The organism is Arenibacter catalasegens (assembly GCF_002909235.1).
Lineage (GTDB): Bacteria > Bacteroidota > Bacteroidia > Flavobacteriales > Flavobacteriaceae > Arenibacter > Arenibacter catalasegens.
In genome coordinates, this window is the sequence record NZ_PHQQ01000003.1 from 219,762 (window position 1) to 237,468 (window position 17,707).

At 38.1% G+C, this 17,707-nt stretch carries 13 protein-coding genes; 6 read left to right on the forward strand and 7 right to left on the reverse strand.

What is annotated here, in order from left to right:
- Window positions 1-885, forward strand: coding sequence for a phytanoyl-CoA dioxygenase family protein (locus tag CWD90_RS04585; protein WP_103474740.1), 885 nt, complete (start codon window positions 1-3; stop codon window positions 883-885).
- Window position 886: 1 nt separating this feature from the next.
- Here CWD90_RS04585 and CWD90_RS04590 read toward each other — a convergent pair whose 3' ends face one another.
- A complete protein-coding gene (locus CWD90_RS04590; protein WP_103474741.1) occupies window positions 887-1,624 on the reverse strand; it encodes a FadR/GntR family transcriptional regulator in 738 nt (245 codons plus the stop codon).
- A 237-nt stretch (window positions 1,625-1,861) separates the two neighbouring features.
- Here CWD90_RS04590 and CWD90_RS04595 point away from each other — a divergent pair, with 237 nt between their 5' ends.
- On the forward strand, window positions 1,862-2,635 hold the full coding sequence (locus CWD90_RS04595; protein WP_103474742.1) for a creatininase family protein: 774 nt from the start codon (window positions 1,862-1,864) through the stop codon (window positions 2,633-2,635).
- 124 nt (window positions 2,636-2,759) lie between these two features.
- Window positions 2,760-5,390: a sodium:solute symporter family transporter gene (locus CWD90_RS04600; RefSeq protein ID WP_103474743.1), complete on the forward strand. Its 2,631-nt coding sequence runs from the start codon at window positions 2,760-2,762 to the stop codon at window positions 5,388-5,390.
- Between the two features lie 83 nt (window positions 5,391-5,473).
- Here the strand turns inward: CWD90_RS04600 and CWD90_RS04605 are convergent, their stop codons facing one another.
- The 4 genes from CWD90_RS04605 to CWD90_RS04620 form a co-directional block, all read right to left on the reverse strand.
- Window positions 5,474-6,382, reverse strand: a complete 909-nt coding sequence (locus tag CWD90_RS04605; RefSeq protein ID WP_103474744.1) for a lysophospholipid acyltransferase family protein — start codon at window positions 6,380-6,382, stop codon at window positions 5,474-5,476.
- Between the two features lie 64 nt (window positions 6,383-6,446).
- Window positions 6,447-6,977, reverse strand: coding sequence for a lipid-binding SYLF domain-containing protein (locus CWD90_RS04610; protein WP_103474818.1), 531 nt, complete (start codon window positions 6,975-6,977; stop codon window positions 6,447-6,449).
- Window positions 6,978-7,938: 961 nt separating this feature from the next.
- Window positions 7,939-9,108, reverse strand: a complete 1,170-nt coding sequence (locus tag CWD90_RS04615; protein ID WP_103474745.1) for an aldose epimerase family protein — start codon at window positions 9,106-9,108, stop codon at window positions 7,939-7,941.
- 97 nt (window positions 9,109-9,205) lie between these two features.
- The gene (locus CWD90_RS04620) at window positions 9,206-10,048 is read right to left on the reverse strand and encodes a phosphatase PAP2 family protein (RefSeq protein ID WP_103474746.1); all 843 of its coding nucleotides are present in this window, start codon (window positions 10,046-10,048) and stop codon (window positions 9,206-9,208) included.
- Window positions 10,049-10,437: 389 nt separating this feature from the next.
- On the opposite strand from CWD90_RS04620, the gene CWD90_RS04625 reads away from it, so the two are divergent.
- Window positions 10,438-11,286, forward strand: a complete 849-nt coding sequence (locus CWD90_RS04625) for a T9SS type B sorting domain-containing protein (RefSeq protein ID WP_103474747.1) — start codon at window positions 10,438-10,440, stop codon at window positions 11,284-11,286.
- A gap of 104 nt (window positions 11,287-11,390) precedes the next feature.
- Here the strand turns inward: CWD90_RS04625 and CWD90_RS04630 are convergent, their stop codons facing one another.
- Entirely contained in the window at window positions 11,391-13,865 is a 2,475-nt protein-coding gene (locus CWD90_RS04630) for a TonB-dependent receptor domain-containing protein (RefSeq protein WP_103474748.1), read from the reverse strand.
- Between the two features lie 70 nt (window positions 13,866-13,935).
- Window positions 13,936-14,751 (reverse strand): AraC family transcriptional regulator, encoded by an 816-nt coding sequence (locus CWD90_RS04635; protein WP_103474749.1) that lies wholly within the window; start codon window positions 14,749-14,751, stop codon window positions 13,936-13,938.
- A gap of 590 nt (window positions 14,752-15,341) precedes the next feature.
- Here CWD90_RS04635 and CWD90_RS04640 point away from each other — a divergent pair.
- Together CWD90_RS04640 and CWD90_RS04645 are read left to right on the forward strand one after the other, a co-directional pair.
- Window positions 15,342-16,091: a hypothetical protein gene (locus tag CWD90_RS04640; RefSeq protein ID WP_103474750.1), complete on the forward strand. Its 750-nt coding sequence runs from the start codon at window positions 15,342-15,344 to the stop codon at window positions 16,089-16,091.
- Between the two features lie 282 nt (window positions 16,092-16,373).
- On the forward strand, window positions 16,374-17,705 hold the full coding sequence (locus tag CWD90_RS04645) for a TolC family protein (RefSeq protein WP_103474751.1): 1,332 nt from the start codon (window positions 16,374-16,376) through the stop codon (window positions 17,703-17,705).
- Window positions 17,706-17,707 lie beyond the last annotated feature (2 nt).

A 17,707-nucleotide genomic window follows, 5' to 3' on the forward strand; every position in this document is an offset into this window, starting at 1 on the left:
ATGTCCAATATAAAAGACTTAGCCGATTATGACTATCCTGTTTCGGACATGTTCCAACTCCCAAAATCGGCAGCGGAATGGGAACAATACAAATTATCCGATGAACAGTTGGTCCACTTTAAGGAATATGGATATGTATCGGGCATAAAGCTTTTGGAAGAATGGCAGGTAGATTTGTTAAATCAGGAATTGGCGGAAATAATGGATCCGAATCATCCTGGCCATCATTTGTTCTACGAATTTCACAGTAACGAATCCCAAGACCCAAATTCGGTTTTGTTCCATTCCCTAGGTCATTGGCGCATTGCCCCTGGCTTACATGATGTTCTTTGGAACCCAGCTTTTATAATGGCTGCGCATCAATTATTGGATAACAAATCCGTTAGGTTTTGGCACGACCAATTATTTTGTAAACCAGCCCAGCATGGAGGGGTAGTAGCTTGGCATCAGGATTACTCTTATTGGACAAGAACCATAGCCATGCAACACCTTACTTGCTGGACCGGATTAGATGATGCCAGCACAGAAAATGGTTGTCTACATTATATCCCAAAAAGCCATAAATGGGGCCTTTTGGATGCACCGTCACTTGCTGGGGACATGAATGGCCTTATGCCATATCTTAACGAGGATCAAAAAAAGGAATTTAAGCCAACTCCAATTGAATTAAAAAAAGGGTATGCAACCTTTCATCACCCCTTAATGGTACATGGCTCTTACGAAAACAAATCAGAAAGAAGCAGAAGGGCATTTGTCCTCAATGTATTTGCCGATGGTACGATAAGCAATACAGACGATGAACTTTTGGCTGGGGTTCCAAGTGTTCCCAAAGGCAAAAAAATGGAAGGAAAGTTCTTCCCCTTACTTTATTCAAAGCTGGACTAGCCTACGAATCGGTTTTCTTCTTACCATTCTTTAGTACATGGTCAAAATGTGGTTCCAGATGTCGGCGCATGGCACTTCTGTAGGTCTCAGGGGTACCCACCCTTAAGTTATCCATTAGCATTCTATGGGTCACAAATTGTCCAGAGGAATACTGATATTCGGTATTGTTCTTCCTAGATGCCTGTAAGTACTCATATTCAAAAACCGGCAATAATAAGCTTTGAAATCTTTGAACGGTAGGGTTATTGGACATTTGATATAACTTACCGTGAAAAGCAATTTCCCGGTCGAGTGAAAATCGATTTTTCTCATAACTGGTTTCCTCCTCCAAAGTCACAATTTGCTCCAATTCATCCAAATCTTTTTGCGTTTTATGTTCAAAAAGGAAATCCGCGATACCCATTTCCAGAATAAGTCGTAGTTCAAATAAATTTCGAATTATGTCTTCCCCTAAAAGAGTGGGATCCAGAATACGTTCAAAGTTGTTTATAATATCGGGCTGGGTAAGAATCATTCCCCTATGTTTCTTGGAATCTACCATCCCCAATGTCCTTAGTCGCAATAAGGCCTCCCTCACCACCGTCCTGCTTACTCCAAATGCTTCGGAAAATTCCAATTCCTTTGGAATGGCATCTCCAGGCTTTAAATTGTTCTCCTTAAAAAATTTCAAGATTCTAATTTCGGCCTTATCTACCAAAGACAGGTTTTCCAAAGGTTCGATCTTCTTAAATGTACTCATGCTTCACTACCATTAGAGTTATATTGTAACCTGTCGTAATTCACTTCCCAGGTTGCCCAATTTTATGTAATTTATGACAATATTACGACTATTTTAAGTTAATTACATACAAATTGTTTTATGTATTACATATTGTCTAAAATATAAAGTACATTTCACAACGCAAGTACTGTGACAAAAACACGTCTTTGGCTACCTAAATTGGCCTCAGCAATTAGAAACGATAAATACAAACAGATGAATACAAGTCCAAGACCCTACGTTTTAGCAGAAACCAACTGGAAGACCGTAAGGGAGCAAAAGTATACGGTTGCAATATTGCCCTGGGGTGCCACAGAGGCACACAATTACCATTTACCTTACGGAACCGATAATATATTGGCAGAAAATGCTGCCATTGCAGCAGCTAAAAAGGCCTGGTCCAAAAAAGCTAAGGTTATAGTCTTGCCCAATATTCCATTTGGAGTCAATACGGGACAAATGGATGTTGATCTGTGTATAAACATGAATCCAAGCACACAATTGGCACTTTTAAAAGACGTGGTTCAAGTGTTGGAAGCCAATAAGATCAGGAAACTAGTAATCATAAACGGACATGGCGGCAACAATTTTAAACAGATCATAAGAGAACTAAGCATTATACACCCCAGCATCTTTGTTTGCTCCTTAAACTGGTGGCAGGTAAAAGATGGGTCCCAATTTTTTACTGAGCCCGGAGATCACGCGGGGGAATTGGAAACAGCAGTAGTAATGCACTTAAATCCAAACTTGGTACTACCCTTGGACGAGGCAGGTGAGGGAAAATCCAAAACGTTCAAAATAAGAGGATTAAAGGAAGGATGGGTTTCCGCTCAACGTAAATGGACACAGGTAACTAAGGATACAGGTGTTGGAAACCCAGAAATGGCCACACCCGAAAATGGGGCCAACTTCTTTATGGCGGTGACAGACGGTATTGCGGAATTCTTAAAGGAACTCCATGAGGTAGATGTTGATGATATGTACGAATAACAGTATCTATCTATTTGCCCCCACTGCATGCGTACAAATCTGTTAAATTAGAAATTCCAAACCATATGTTATACATAATACTAATATTTAGAGTATATTGCCAATCAAGTTAATTTTACCTTTCATGGGCATATTTCGTAAGATTTCTATTTTTACTTTAGCACTATTAAGCACAATAACCGTTTATAGCCAAGACAGCCTAAAACTTTCAATCGGCAATTTATCTAATCTCCCAGCTGAACCTGGGCAAGAACAGGCGTTAGGTTATGCAGGCATGATGGGCGGAGTACATGATGGCGTCATCATAGCTGCAGGTGGAGCCAACTTCCCAGAGGCACTGCCATGGGAAGGTGGACAAAAAAAATGGAGTAATTCTATCTATATTCTAAAAGACAATGCATGGCAACTATCCAACACATCTTTGCCGTTTGCCTTAGCCTACGGAGCATCCATAAGCCTTCCTCGAGGAATTCTATGTATTGGCGGGAATAACAGTGAGAAAACCAGTGCTTCCGTTTTTCTGTTGAGTTACAATAAGAAAACATCCGAGATATCCATTAATAATTACCCGGATCTGCCAGAACCTTTGTCCAATACGGCAGCCGTAACCAACGGAGACTATATCTATGTCATTGGAGGTCTCAAAAATGGCCAAAGCACCAACTCCTTTTATCGTCTCGATTTAAAAAACAAAACTTCCTGGGAACGACTCCCTGATTTTCCAGGCGCCCCTAGAGCCCTACATATGGCAGTAGTTCAGGAGGCCTCTGAAGCAAAAAAAATATATGTCATTGGTGGAAGGAATGAAGTGAAGGGCAAGATTTCTAAAGCACACAGCAGCTATTTGTCCTATAATATCAAAAGCAACAGCTGGGAAGAAGAAGGGGAAATTCTTATAGATCAAAAACCAAGGGTCTTGATGGGTGCTTCAGCCGAAGCCATAGGATCTATGCACATTATGATTTATGGGGGTTCTGATGAGCTATTATTCAATCAACTGGAAAATTATGGCTTAAAAATACCCGAAGAGACCAATGATTCCATACGGCAGAATTTAATTCAATCTCGAAATAAAATACTAAATAACCATTCTGGTTTCAGTAAAAACATACTAGCCTACAATACCATTACCAAAAAGTGGTTTATCCATGATAGTCTAGCGACTCAAATCCCGGTTACCGCATTATCCTTCAAGAATCAGGAGGATTTTGTAATCGTTTCTGGTGAGATATCGCCTGGAATACGCACTCCAAAAGTACAAAGCTTCAATATTGCGGATGCCGCACATCCTTTTGGAGTTCTAAATTACAGTATACTGGCGGCCTATTTATGTATATCTGTACTTATAGGGCTTTATTTTTCCAGAAAACAACGCTCTACGGAGGATTACTTTACTGGCGGTGGACGCATACCTTGGTGGGCGTCTGGGCTAAGTGTATTTGGAACACTGCTAAGCGCCATTACGTTTATGGCCATACCTGCAAAAGCCTTTATTACAGATTGGTCCTATTTTATGCTCAATATGGCAGCCATTTTGATCACCCCTGTTATTGCATATATATTTATCCCATATTTTGCCAAACTCCGAATCACAACAGCTTACGAATTTTTGGAGAATCGGTTTAATTATACGGCCAGGGCTTTAGGAAGTCTGTCGTTCATTTTGTTTCAATTGGGACGGATAGGGATTGTACTATTGCTTCCTTCCTTGGCAGTATCCATAGTTACGGGTATACCGGTTGAGGCCTGCATATTAATAATGGGGATACTATGCATTATATACACCGCTTTCGGGGGTATTGAAGCGGTAATCTGGACCGATGTTTTACAGGTAGTAGTACTAATGGGGGGCAGTGTTTTAGCTGTTATTTGGATTATGCTCCATACAGAAGCAAACTTGGGTGAAATGATAGATTATGCCTCGGACTCCAATAAGTTCAACATTATGAACATGAAACTCAATTTTACAGATTCCACTTTCTGGGTCGTTTTTATTGGAGGATTGGCATCGGCCTTAGTAACTCAAGGTACAGACCAAACCATTGTTCAGCGTTATCTGACAAGCAGTAATATAAGGGATTCTCAGAAAACAGTCTACACCAACGCCATTTTGACCTTGCCGGCTACCATAATATTTTTTGGTATTGGAACCTTGTTGTTTATATTTTATTCACAGATGCCAGATCGGTTATCCCCATCCATAACCAACAACGACTCCATTTTTCCTTGGTATATTGTTAAAGAACTTCCAACAGGAGTGTCAGGTCTTCTAGTTGCAGGAATTTTTTCGGCGGCCATGTCAAGCATCAGTAGTAGCCTAAACTCGGTTTCTACTGCTTTCTGTAGCGACTTTTACAAGCATTTTCGTCCTGAAATAGCCGATTTGCGCCTACTGCGTATTGCTAGGGTGGCGACCATAACCACAGGTATATTAGGTGTGCTGTTTGCCTTATGGATGGCCAGCTCTAACATTAAATCCTTATGGGATGAATTCTACAGATACCTTGGTCTGTTTACGGGAGGACTAGGAGGCATGTTCCTTTTGGGCATGCTGACGAAAAAAGCCAATGCCAAAGGCACACTCATCGGATTTGTTATAAGTGGGTTTTTAATCTACTATATAAGCAACTACACCACTATAAACTTTTTAATGTACGCCTTTTTTGGATTGGTATCCTGTTTTGTTTTTGGTTATGTATTTAGCTTGATATTTAAGGACAAAAAACATATGGACCCCAAAAAACAGAGTTTCTAACTAAACCAATGCCCCAGTCATTATCTAATTTAATAAGGGCCAAAATAGAAACGATAAAGAACATCATAAACCAAGAGTACCCCCTAGTTAGAAACATGTTCCAATTCCAGTAAAGCGCCATCATTTTCCCTCTTTAACTTCCACCGTCTATGGCTCCACAACCACAGCTCGGGAGCACTAACAATAGCCTGTTCCAATTGTTGTGCGTATTTCTCCAAAATTTCAAAATTGCTTCTTAATTGTGGCTGGTCGTCTATAATCCGAAATTCCAATTCGTAATAACCTCTTTTCAATTTTTTGAAGAAAGGAAATAGCACCACCTGATCTGTTTTTTTGGCAATCTTATCGGCACCAACAAAAAAGGCAGTATCCTGATTTAAAAAATTATACCAGTATTTGGAACTATTTTTTGTTGGACTTTGATCACCGATCATACAATTTAAGGAAAGTTCCTTCCTTTGATGATTGTCTAAAATGGTCCTAAATCCCTTGTCCGATTCCACACAATTTACACCAAACCTTTCCCGCATATTTTTGAACAACTCCTCAAAATACTTGTTTTTGATAGGCTTGTAAAACGTATTTGAAGTATAGGGAAACATCAAGGGCAAAAAAACCAACCATTCCCAATTGCCTTGATGACCTGTATACATGAGAATACTTCTATCGTCATTAATATATTGCTGGATCAGCTCTGGGTTCTTAATGAGCAAACGTTTTTTTATGGCCTTCTCTCCTATCGTCAACCTTTTAAAGGATTCCAAAGCAATATCGCAGAAATGCCTGTAAAAATCTTTGCCTATTTGTTTTATTTTATCATCACTCTTAGAGGGAAAAGAATTCCTTAAATTATTGAATACTACCTTTTTTCGGTATCCCACTACATGATATACCAAAAAATACATAAAATCCGAGACTATATAAAGAGCCCACATCGGAAGTAAGGAAATAGCATAAAAGGGGAGAAATTTAAATCTTGAAAGGTATTTCATCCTGTTTTGATTTAAGTATTCCAAATAATGACATACAATTATAAAACACCATGGTTAAAGTGTTTTAAAAGGACTGAAAACTAAATTTTTGTCCTCCCACAGAAGCATCGGCCATAAGACCCGCTTTGGGCAGCACGAAAACTGCCACCCCATCCCTGTATTTAGCATTGAGGCCAATTCCCGACTTTAGTGCCACTGCCGATACTTCGGCCGCAAAGCTAAAATTTCCCTGTTTAAATTCGCTTAAAGCGGTATCGTCCTCAAAGAATATAACCTCTATTATTGCCTGCCCACCAGCCTGAAGACCAATATTCAATTTTTTTAACCCTGCTACTCCAATGACCTCCCCATTTTCGTACACAGCACCATTCCCAGAAGCCCCTCCTACTACAAATCCGCCCTTACCTACGTTAGGGAAAATTACATATCCTGCAGAGTCATCAAATAAACTTTGTAATCCGGATTGTGCTTTTAGCAAAGTTTTTTTTGCCTTAGTGGCATCATTCATTATTTTTTTATCCTTCCTAGTCTGCGAGGTTAACGAAACCGAAATTAACAATGCAAATAGTACCGTAGTCAATTTTAAGATTTTCATATTATTGGGATTTATTATCATTTGTACGTCAAAATTAGAAATACTTACCGATTTCCATGAAATTTGAAACGGTAAGAATTTGTTAATACCGTTTAACACCACATCTAAGTTGTTGATTTTTAGATAATTAAAATCATCTTATTACTGCTAAAGGAATACAAAGGTCTGATCCAATCAAAACCAATTGAAAATAATGCTGAATGTTGTAGATCAGATGAAGAGGTAAAACCATTTGGAAATTGAATTCTGAAATGACCAGATAATCGGCTCACAACAGGGAACTTAAAATCGCGCCTATTTAAATTGGTTACCAAAGTCACGAAGAACGACAAAAGAAATTGGTTGCTGAACTGAGCGGACCAATCAAAAATCACCAATTATTTCTGTTATCCTATAGTCGGGCTATTATAGCAATGGTCGCATTTTCGCTTGACTTAGCGCCTATCCCCTCCCACCACTCCCAAACTATGTCAAAACCCCTGTAATAGTCAGTTTTAACAAAGTTTGGGAGTATTTTGCAATTTATTTAAGAAGTTTTGGAGCAACCTTTGTACCGATAAAATATCTAAGTAAAAAAATCGTTTATAGTTGATCTAATTTTTAGACAATCTAAAATCATTACAAATTATGGAAATAGTGTCCCCCATTGTAAAGCTCATAGAAAATAACCCATTTGTCTCTATTGTGTTTTGTTTGCTAATAGCCTTAGCATTAGTTACCTACAAATTAGTTAAAAGTAGAAGGGTTTAATCAATATTACTAGGGATGGGCTTAAAAAACCATCCCTATATTTTTTAATGGAATAACTAAAAATGACGCTAGTCTGCCATGTTGATACATTAACCTTTTTCTCCCTTAATTGACCATTATTGGTTTTCCCTACTGTTTTTGAACTGGCTTAAAACAAAGCCAAGACAACACAAAAAAAGAGACACCAACTTTTTAAAAGATTGTGCTTCCCTTATTTAGCAGAAAATTTAAAGGTAGTTTTTGAGCTATACGTTTCCCCAGGATTTAGTATGACCGATGGAAAATCGAATTGATTTGGTGAATCCGGATAGTGCTGTGTCTCCAGACAAAATCCACTTCTTTTTTTATAGGTTCCTCCTAGCTTGGCGGGAAGCGTACCGTCCAGAAAATTACCAGAATAAAACTGTACGCCCGGTTCAGTGGTGAACACTTCCAAAACCCGGCCACTTGCTGGATCATAAGCCGTTCCAACCAATCGATGTCCTTTGTCTTGACCGTTTAAAATCCAGCAGTGATCATAACCGCCGCCTTTCTTTAATTGATCATCGTCCGCCTCTATCCTGCTTCCTATAGATGTTGGTTTTCTAAAATCGAACGGAGTGTTTTCCACATCAGCAATTTCCCCAGTGGGGATTAGGGTATTATCTACCGGAAGATATTTATCGGCATTCAAACTAAGGACCTGATCAAGAACAGTTTTGGAAAAATCCCCTGAAAGATTAAAATAACTGTGATTGGTAAGGTTTACTATTGTTTTTTTATCTGTGGTTGCCTCATAGGCCATATCCAAAGAATTGTCCTCCTTAAGCGTGTAGGTAACCGTGGTATTCAAGCTCCCAGGATAGCCTTCCTCCATATCCTTGCTCACATAAACCAATTTTAAGGCTGCAAAATTTTCGCCTGTTTCCTCGGATGCCTTCCAAACCACTTTATCAAAACCTTTAATACCTCCATGCAAATGGTTTTCTCCATTGTTAATGGCCAAACTATAATTAGTACCGTCTAAGGAAAATTTTCCTTTGGCTATCCTGTTTCCATATCTGCCAATAATTGCACCAAAATACGGGCTACTCTCTAAGTATTGATCTAGGTTATCATACCCTAAAACCACATCTTCTAAAACACCTTCCTTGTTTGGAACTTTGATGGAAGTAATAATTCCACCATAGGTTATTATATCCACGGTCATCCCTGAACTATTTTTAAGGGTATAGCGGTCTACCTTTCCCCCATCAGGCGTAGTCCCAAATTCGTTTTTTTCAAGGCTCACTTTTTTAATCTTTTGGGTTACTTCCTTTTTCTTTTCGTCTTTACACATTACGCTTAGAATTAACATCCCTACTATGGATAGACCATAAAAAAATTGTTTTATAAACTTCATATTATTTACTTGGCAGATTAAGTTGATGCTGAAATAATTGGTAATATACAAAACGAACAAGCACTATATTTTAATTCGAAAAAACCTTTTAAAAGAACTAAAAAGTCCCTCTTAGGCCTATGCTCCCAGGCCCAACCTGAAGTCTCCAGCTAATTTTGTCCTTTGACAAAATCCCAGGATACCGCTCCTTATTAAGATATTTATCAATGGAATCCACAATCACCACACTTACGGCCACACTCAAGGCCACATCCGTAAGCCAGTGGGCGCCACTCCAAAGTCTGGTAACCGGGGAAAGGAGTCCCAAAGCGTAAAACCCTCCTTTGGCCCATGGATTCTTAAACTGTTTGCCTATGGCATAGAATGTGGTAAATGCCAATATTGTGTGCCCTGAGGGAAAACTGTGATAGGCGGCCTCATTACTAAATGGTTTAAAACTTCCCTTTCCCACATCGGCGATAGGTCTAGCCCTCCCAACGAAAGTTTTACTTACGGATTGAATCAATCCTACGGTAGTGGCCGATGAAATTAAAAGCACCCCTGTTTTTCTCCATTTTTCATTCTTCGTAAAAAGCCCGATTAAATACACCCCTCCGTTGATGGAGTAGTTATAAAGTGGTTTTCCAAGATAATAACCGGTCTCCTTAAATGTCCCTGGAACGCCCTCTTCCTGATTTCGAAACCACTCGGAGCTGTCCTCATCAAAAGCATACAAAGCCCCAGTTCCCAAAATAATGGCCCCTGCAGTGAAAAAATCGTTTTTTTCCCAATGAAACGGTCTTGAGTAGGCATGTTTTAATCCTCCAAAGGCACTTGCCCCGTCATAGCCCAACATTTCCCACGTGCTAATGGTATCAAGTGCTTGTGTTTGAGCCTTCAACTGCGGAAGGCTCAAAAAAAAGAATAGACTACATAGTATAACTTGAAATTTTAAAATCATTCTAACCAAGAGCTTTATTAAAAGCAAAATTAACCAATTATTGATCCAGTTCAAATTTCAACAGTTTACCCTAAGAGAAATATTTGCCAAAACCTAAATCCTTTAGTTGCAAGTGACCCAAACCATTTGCAAATTTTCTTTGTTAAATAGGTAAGGTAACAAAGCCCAACTTAAAGTATTTATGAATATAAAACATCCAATTAATGGATACATCTCTAAGAAAAGACCATAATCTTTTAATATATTTTAAAGAGGTGACACCTCCATTCACAAAGAATTTGAATTTATCCAGATTAAGACCACAGGCAAGTATTTCCTTAAATTAACAAGCTTTATCGTATTCAAAATGAGGTATTTCCAGTATATTGTCTAACATTGATCAATGTGGAATGCGAAAAATGTTATTTTACCTACCCGTAGCCTTATTTGGCTTGGTCTCTTATGCCCAGTTGGAATGTCCAACTCTTGTAAGTCCGCCAAACGGTTCCGTAAACATACCTTCCACTACCAATATCTCATGGACAGAAACCCCAGCGGCATCAGGTTACCTTTTAACCTTGGGCACTTCCCCAACCTCCGATGACATACTAAGTAAAACTATTTATATGGTCAATTATACTGAGGAAATAGATTTTCCGACCAATACGGCTATTTACGTGACCATAACCCCATTTAATGACATGGAAATTGCCAGTGGCTGTCCAAAATATTCATTTAACACCAAGGAAGAATGTTGGCTATATTTATACCCCCAAAGGGATATTGTGGTATGTAAAGATTACAGACTCCCGGATCTTCCCTCTGGAAACCAATACAATACAGAAACCAACGGAACTGGCAACACTCTGAATGCAGGGGATATAATCACTAAAGATCAGCTCATATACATAATTACCGATACGGGTCCATGTAGGGAACAATCTAGTTTTAGTGTTACCATAGACCCCACTAGTTGTATAGACCTGACCAAAATTAGGGTATATCCAAAATTTTTTACACCTAACGGAGATGGTATAAATGATCTCTGGCATCCCAACTGGACAGATTTGAATCCAACCCTTAAATCTGCAGTATTTATATATGACAGGTATGGAAATCTAGTACGTCAATTGGAATATGACAGCCAAGGCTGGGACGGCAGTTCCCACGGCACCCCTTTGCCAGCATCGGATTATTGGTTTACTATGGACCTTGGCGATAATAACTACTTAAGTGGACACTTTGCGCTAAAGAGATAAAATTCTATTTTCATAATCCCATTCATAAAAAAGTACATCTTGCCAACGTCCGGTAAAGAAATTAGCTTCTTGATATGGAACAAATATCATTTCCATTGAAATGTTTAAAACTCCCGCTTACCGAATTCACTTTCAATGAACTTGGATTTGTTTTTGTTTTTGTTGAAGGTATAGGATAGGTTAAGGATTACCATATCTACCTCATACACATAATTGGTCGTAGTATAGAACTCATTTTCCCGGAAAGTGGTTATGCGTTGCTCATTGGTATTTAACAATCCCATATCTATGTTCTGCCATTGCAAAGTAGCCGTAAGCCTATTATCCAAAAAGGATTTACGCAGAGTAAGGTTAGGCGAATAAAAACGCGAATCTTCACCCTGGGCAGTGTTACGATCGGAAAGATAATTAAAGGTAAACTGTGCCGATGCTGTATCGGAAAAATTATAGGTGCTATTGGCGTTAATGGAATAGACCACCGCATCGCTATCAATGGATCTATTATCAAAAGCACCCTCTATTTTATAGCTGTATACATTGCCTCCTATAAAATTGGACCAATTTTCAGTTAGCTTCAGCTGTGTTCCCAGCTCCAATCCCAATGACCTACTCTTTCCTACATTAGAATAGATTCGGTTCAGAATGGTATCGTTATAAACCGTATTTACCCTATTCACCAAATTATCAACGTTTCTAAAATAGGCAGTGGCGAAAATTGAATTACCCTTTTGGAAATTCTTGGTCACTCCTACCTCAACAAGATCAATGAATTCCGGCAAGAGCGTAGGATCTCCCTGTTCCAAGGTTTCGGAATGTTCGCGCTCAGGGAAAGGGTTCATTTTAAAGGTCGTGGTGCGTTCTATGCGCTTACTATACGCAGCTTTCAATTTAGTGTTGTTTTCAAAGGAATATTGCACCGATGCCGAAGGGAACAATTTAACATGATCATAAACATAGGTAGTATCTATGGTATTGGTCTTGTCCCTAAGATCAAAATCCCTATCCATGGCTTCCAACCGAAGTCCGCCTGCATATTCCCATTTCTCCTGGGTGCCGCTCAATTGGGCATAGCCGGAATGAATGCTCCGCGCCAAATCTACCTCACTTGAAAATTCGGGAATCAGTTCAAATTCTCCCGTACTATTATTTTTTCTTTCATAAACGAAATCCCCAGTATGATTTAGGTTTCTATACTGATAACCTGTTTCCAATTGTCCAAATGAGAAGGGCTTAAAGGCATAATCCACCTGAAAACGTACACCATGCAAAGGGTTGTCATTGGTATTGTACTCATCCTGCCAAACAATATTGTTATCAGGGAAACCCAAATTCTGGTTGGTAGTAGGACCGCCCAGTAAGGTATATTCATATAAAATGGAGGATGACAACTGGGAACCGTCATCAAACTTATGGCCATAATCAAAACTTCCCAATACAAAATCTCCCTTGCGTGTCCGCAGGTTGTGGTTATAATATTGAAAGGTGTACACCCGGTCTCCACCTTGAGCAGGAGTAATAGCGTGATTGTCATAATAAACTATATCCGCAAGACGGTCCGTGCTTCGTTTCCCTCCATAAAAGCCAAGCGAAAAGGTGTTCTTTGTATCCGGGGTATAATCTACCGTAAACCTTCCACTATAATTTAGTTCATCAGAACTGCGTTCCCCATCCGAAGGAAATTGGGTAAGGGTATCATTGATAATCGTATATACATCGCCTTCTCTCCTTCCTCCTATATCGTTGCGCTGATAATTGCCTCCCAAGGAAATATTCCAATCCCCTTTACGAAGGTTATAGGTAGCATCCATACCATGGCGTTGATGGGGGTCGGCATTGTCGTATTTTTCAATGGACGGTAAACCGCCCTTTACATTTATCTGTGCATATACGCCATCGGCCGCTCCTTTTTTTGTAATCACATTGAGGATGCCCCCCTTGCCTTCCGGGTCATATTTGGCCGAAGGGGCGGTAATGAGCTCTACCCGTTCAATGGCATTTGCAGGGAATTGCGCGAGCAGGTTTGCAGCATTGCCCTGCAAGGGCTTTCCATTTAGCAATACGACAAAGCCGGTAGTTCCACGCACACTGATCTCGCCAAGCCCATTGACTGTTACCGAAGGCAGGTTTTTGATTACGTCTGTGGCAGATCCACCTTGGGTATTTTGAAAGGCCTTAGCATCATATACCTGTCGATCTATTTTATTGATTACGGTTTTCCTCTCCGATTGCACCACCACCTCACTTAGTTGATTGTTTCCGATGCTGAGGGATATAAGACCTAAATCGTTTGTATTGTTACGATTTAAGATTTGGATATCCCGTATTGTGCTGGTCTGAAATCCTATGAATGAGGCTTCAACATAATAAACCCCCCTTTTTATATCAGGAATCGTAAATACACCTTCCAAATTGGTAATTACACCTGTCACCAATTCCCCATTTTCCTGATTATACAAGGCGGCAGTGGCATATTCCAATGGGTATTCCTCTGAACCATCTACAATTCTCCCGGTAATCTGTCCAAATAAAAATGATGAGCTTAGAAATAATGTAAATAGAAGAGATGTATTTAATTTCATTTTGAAACAAGTATTTATAAACGTCAAATCTACGTTTACTTATTACCGTATCATGGTATATTTGAAATTTTTAAGGTATTATTCCAGTTTTAAATTGCTTTGGGGTCACACCATGATGGCGTTTAAAATACTTCACAAAATGGGAAACATCCTTAAAATCAAATTTAAAGGCAATTTCAGTAACCGTCAGCTCCGTATACCGCAATAATCGCTGTGCCTCTTTAACAATTTGACCTGCGATTACCTCCGATGCCGTCTTGTTGTATTCCCTTCTGCACTGAGTATTTAGGTTTTGAGCAGTGGTATTCAGTAACTGGGCATAATAGGCCACATCGTTTTTAGGTTGACTTTCCAGTAGCTCGTTAAATTGCACCAGCATATCTTTTAATATGTGATTATCGACAATAGTGGCATAACCCAATATTTTAGACAACAAGGCCTTCACCACACCTTCAATTACTACATCCTTAACTTGATTATTGAGTTTAATTTCCTGACAAGCAATTTCAAATAAACCCTCTATACTGGAATCCAACTCCGTTTTAATAATCTGATGATTTCTTAGTTGGTGTAATTGACTATTTATATGCTTGTCCAAAGTATTGTGCAAAAAATCCTCTTTTACAATAAACACATAACCTTGGGGCACGGTGTCTATTTGCCAATGATGTACCACATCGTTTTTAATAATAAAGACCACCGGTGGTTCTATGGTATATTCCTTTTCGTCCATAACATGAAACCCGGATCCTTTCGTGAAATAAACTAATTCCAAGTACTTATTATGACGGTGTGGTTTGGTATAGCGTTTATTAATATCGAATGGCTGAATTTTTATATCGGCATTGGGGGAAATTTTCGAATAGGTGTTTATTTCTTTTCTCATAATCTTTAAATCATATGGAGTTAGGACTCCCTTCTACCGGATAAATCTACAGCCACTCCAATTTTCCTAAAGCAAAATCAAAAAACATATGCATAATCAAAAAAAACTTCCATACGGGAGCCGACCTGCAAATATGTTTTGGGGAAATTAGAAAACAAAAATCACAGAAACAAGATAATTATAATTCATTTAATGCTGTAAAATGCCTCTAAGAAGTCCATTTACTGATAATCCAGCAACTGAATTTGCCCTGAAATTTCACAAATTCTTATAGTGCTCCTTTTTGTGAAAACATTTCATCGATAAAAAAAGACTTTCTGTCTAGACAATTACCCCAAACGTCTATCGGTTGATCGTAAAATGTAATAAAATTTCACTTTTGTAGTGTTACATCAATTCATTTAAAAGTTAAAATTATAGCTCATCCTTCCAGATTTTTTCAGTGTCAGTTTTCTTTTCCTCAAGGCGATGTTACTGTGAATTCCCAAAATATGGAGGTAGGTTTTATGGTTAAAGAAGTTTTGTAGTGAACTAAAATAATTAGGACTAAGAAAAACAAAAATTAACGAGACTGAAATAAAACAATAACTATGAAAATAAAATTAGCGATCCTACATTTCTTAATTTGTAGTGTTATTATTGCCCAGGATGAATCTACGTTTATGGGGAGTGAAGATAATATTGAATACAAAGCAAATTTTGATGGTAAAGATTTGTATGTAACACTACATGCAGAGTTCAAAGAGACCATGCAAGTTATGCTTCACCGTGGGTATACAATATATTTTGATGTAAAAGGGAAGAAAAAGAAAAATGTAAGCATACAATACCCTTTAAAAACAGAGCGTCCAGAAAAAGGTACTAGGCCTGAAAGAGGTGATCGTAGCGGAAATGGCGAGCAAAATGGTCCGGATATCAATAAAATGCTAGAAAACCTTCCAAAAACGGCAAATTATACAAGTTACGATTCATCTCAAGATTTTAATTTGGATTTAAATAGTTTGGGAATTGAAATGAATTATAGTTATGAAGAAAGTACGGAAGCGGGTCCAATTTTAGAATTCCATTTAAAGATTCCTGCTTCAAAGATTGTAAAGGAAAATGATGATCTCTCAAAATTATCTATTGGAGTTGTTTCTACCAAGCAAGAACAAAAGGAAAACAAGCAACAAGCCAATATGGGCAGGAGTGGTAGACAAGGCGGTGGTCAAGGTGAACGTGCTAGAGGCGGTGGAGGTGGCCGTGGAGGTGCTGGAAACAGAGGAGGATCGACTCAAGCAAGGGAATTGGTACAGGAAGCAACTATAGATTTTTGGTTTGATTTAAATGATAAAAAGTAAGAGTGAAAGATTAAACACTACAATACTAAATTTTAGATTCTTTTATAATAACCGATTACATTCTTGTAATCGGTTATTTTATGCATTCTTTTTTGGATACATTGAGATATAAAAATCTTAAATAGCATGATGGTGCCCTACTTTTTATCCCCAAGAAAAGCCAAAAAATCCCGTCGATAAAAAAAGACTTTCTGTATATACAATTGCCCCAAACGTCTATTACACTTTATTAGGGTAGCATTTAGTTTCACATTTGTAGTGTTAATTTAAAACACCACAAAAATGAAATTATATCTCATCATAGCGAGCTTTCTAATTGTGCAATTTTCATATGCACAAGAAGCTTCTAATACTTCAACACCAAAAGTATGGTCATTAGAAGAATGTATTGCCTACGCCATAGAAAACAACATAACTATTAAGGATGCTTTATTAAATACCAATATTGCAGAAGTAAATTATGATAAAGCAAAATCTTCCAGGCTACCTAACTTATTTGGTAGTGCTTCTCAAAATTTTTCTAACGGAAATTCCATTGACCCAATTACAAGTGATTTTGTTTCAGACCAAATCTATAGCACCAATATGGGCATAAATAGTTCGATGACCTTATTTCAAGGCAATCAAATTAATAATGATATAAAACAACGTGAATTACTTTTAGAACAGAGTTCATTTATTGAAGAAATAGCCAAAAACAACATTGTTGTCAGCATTTTAGAAACCTATTTGCAAAGTTTATACAGTAAAGAAAGTATTAGCATAGCCGAAAACAATTTGGTGGCTTCAGAGAAAGAAGTGTTACGAGCCAAAGCACGTTTAGATGCCGGAGAAATTGCTCTAAATGATTACTCAGAAGCACAAAGTCAAGCGGCTACCAATAAATACAATGTAATCGCTGCAAAAAACAATTACCAACAAAACATCATTGCTTTAAAGCAATTGCTAGAATTGCCACCAACACAAGAGATGGAGGTTGAAACCATTGATAAAAATATGGATTTAATCAACTTTGAAAATGACAAAATGATGATTTATAATAATGCCTTAGGTTATCTGCCAGAAATAAAGGCAAGTACATTAAATATCGCCGTCAACGAAAAAGAGTTGGACATCGCTAAAGGGGGTTATCTACCTACATTATCTTTAATAGGCAGTATGGGTACTGGGTATACCAGTATTAACGACAATAATTTTTCAGATCAGTTTAATGTTAATTTCAACCAAAGAATAGGCCTTTCATTAAACATTCCAATCTTTAATAGAAATCAGACCAAAGCGGCTGTAAACACTGCGACTATTAATATTGAAAAAGCTGAAATACAGAAGCAAAATTCTGAAAAAGAAGTCTATAGAAAAATTGAAACTGCTTACCAAAATGCACTTTCAACACAAGAACAAGTGATTGCGGCTGAAGCCTCAAAAGTAGCAGCAGAACAATCGTTTAAACTCGCACAAAAGCGATATGAATTAGGCGCTTTAAGCACTACGGATCTCGTGATTAGTCAAAACACATTTACCAACGCACAACAAAATTATTTACAAGCCAAATACTTAAATATTTTATACCATCAACTATTACAATTTTATCAAGGAAACGACATTAAACTTTAATC

Excerpts from the sequence above, each read along its gene's own strand:
- CWD90_RS04630 (WP_103474748.1), bottom strand. The coding sequence starts at position 13,865 with ATGAAATTAAATACATCTCTTCTATTTACATTATTTCTAAGCTCATCA.
- CWD90_RS04635 (WP_103474749.1), bottom strand. The coding sequence starts at position 14,751 with ATGAGAAAAGAAATAAACACCTATTCGAAAATTTCCCCCAATGCCGAT.
- CWD90_RS04645 (WP_103474751.1), top strand. The coding sequence starts at position 16,374 with ATGAAATTATATCTCATCATAGCGAGCTTTCTAATTGTGCAATTTTCA.
- CWD90_RS04595 (WP_103474742.1), top strand. The coding sequence starts at position 1,862 with ATGAATACAAGTCCAAGACCCTACGTTTTAGCAGAAACCAACTGGAAG.
- CWD90_RS04625 (WP_103474747.1), top strand. The coding sequence starts at position 10,438 with ATGCGAAAAATGTTATTTTACCTACCCGTAGCCTTATTTGGCTTGGTC.
- CWD90_RS04610 (WP_103474818.1), bottom strand. The coding sequence starts at position 6,977 with ATGAAAATCTTAAAATTGACTACGGTACTATTTGCATTGTTAATTTCG.
- CWD90_RS04600 (WP_103474743.1), top strand. The coding sequence starts at position 2,760 with ATGGGCATATTTCGTAAGATTTCTATTTTTACTTTAGCACTATTAAGC.
- CWD90_RS04605 (WP_103474744.1), bottom strand. The coding sequence starts at position 6,382 with ATGAAATACCTTTCAAGATTTAAATTTCTCCCCTTTTATGCTATTTCC.
- CWD90_RS04585 (WP_103474740.1), top strand. The coding sequence starts at position 1 with ATGTCCAATATAAAAGACTTAGCCGATTATGACTATCCTGTTTCGGAC.
- CWD90_RS04615 (WP_103474745.1), bottom strand. The coding sequence starts at position 9,108 with ATGAAGTTTATAAAACAATTTTTTTATGGTCTATCCATAGTAGGGATG.
- CWD90_RS04590 (WP_103474741.1), bottom strand. The coding sequence starts at position 1,624 with ATGAGTACATTTAAGAAGATCGAACCTTTGGAAAACCTGTCTTTGGTA.
- CWD90_RS04640 (WP_103474750.1), top strand. The coding sequence starts at position 15,342 with ATGAAAATAAAATTAGCGATCCTACATTTCTTAATTTGTAGTGTTATT.
- CWD90_RS04620 (WP_103474746.1), bottom strand. The coding sequence starts at position 10,048 with ATGATTTTAAAATTTCAAGTTATACTATGTAGTCTATTCTTTTTTTTG.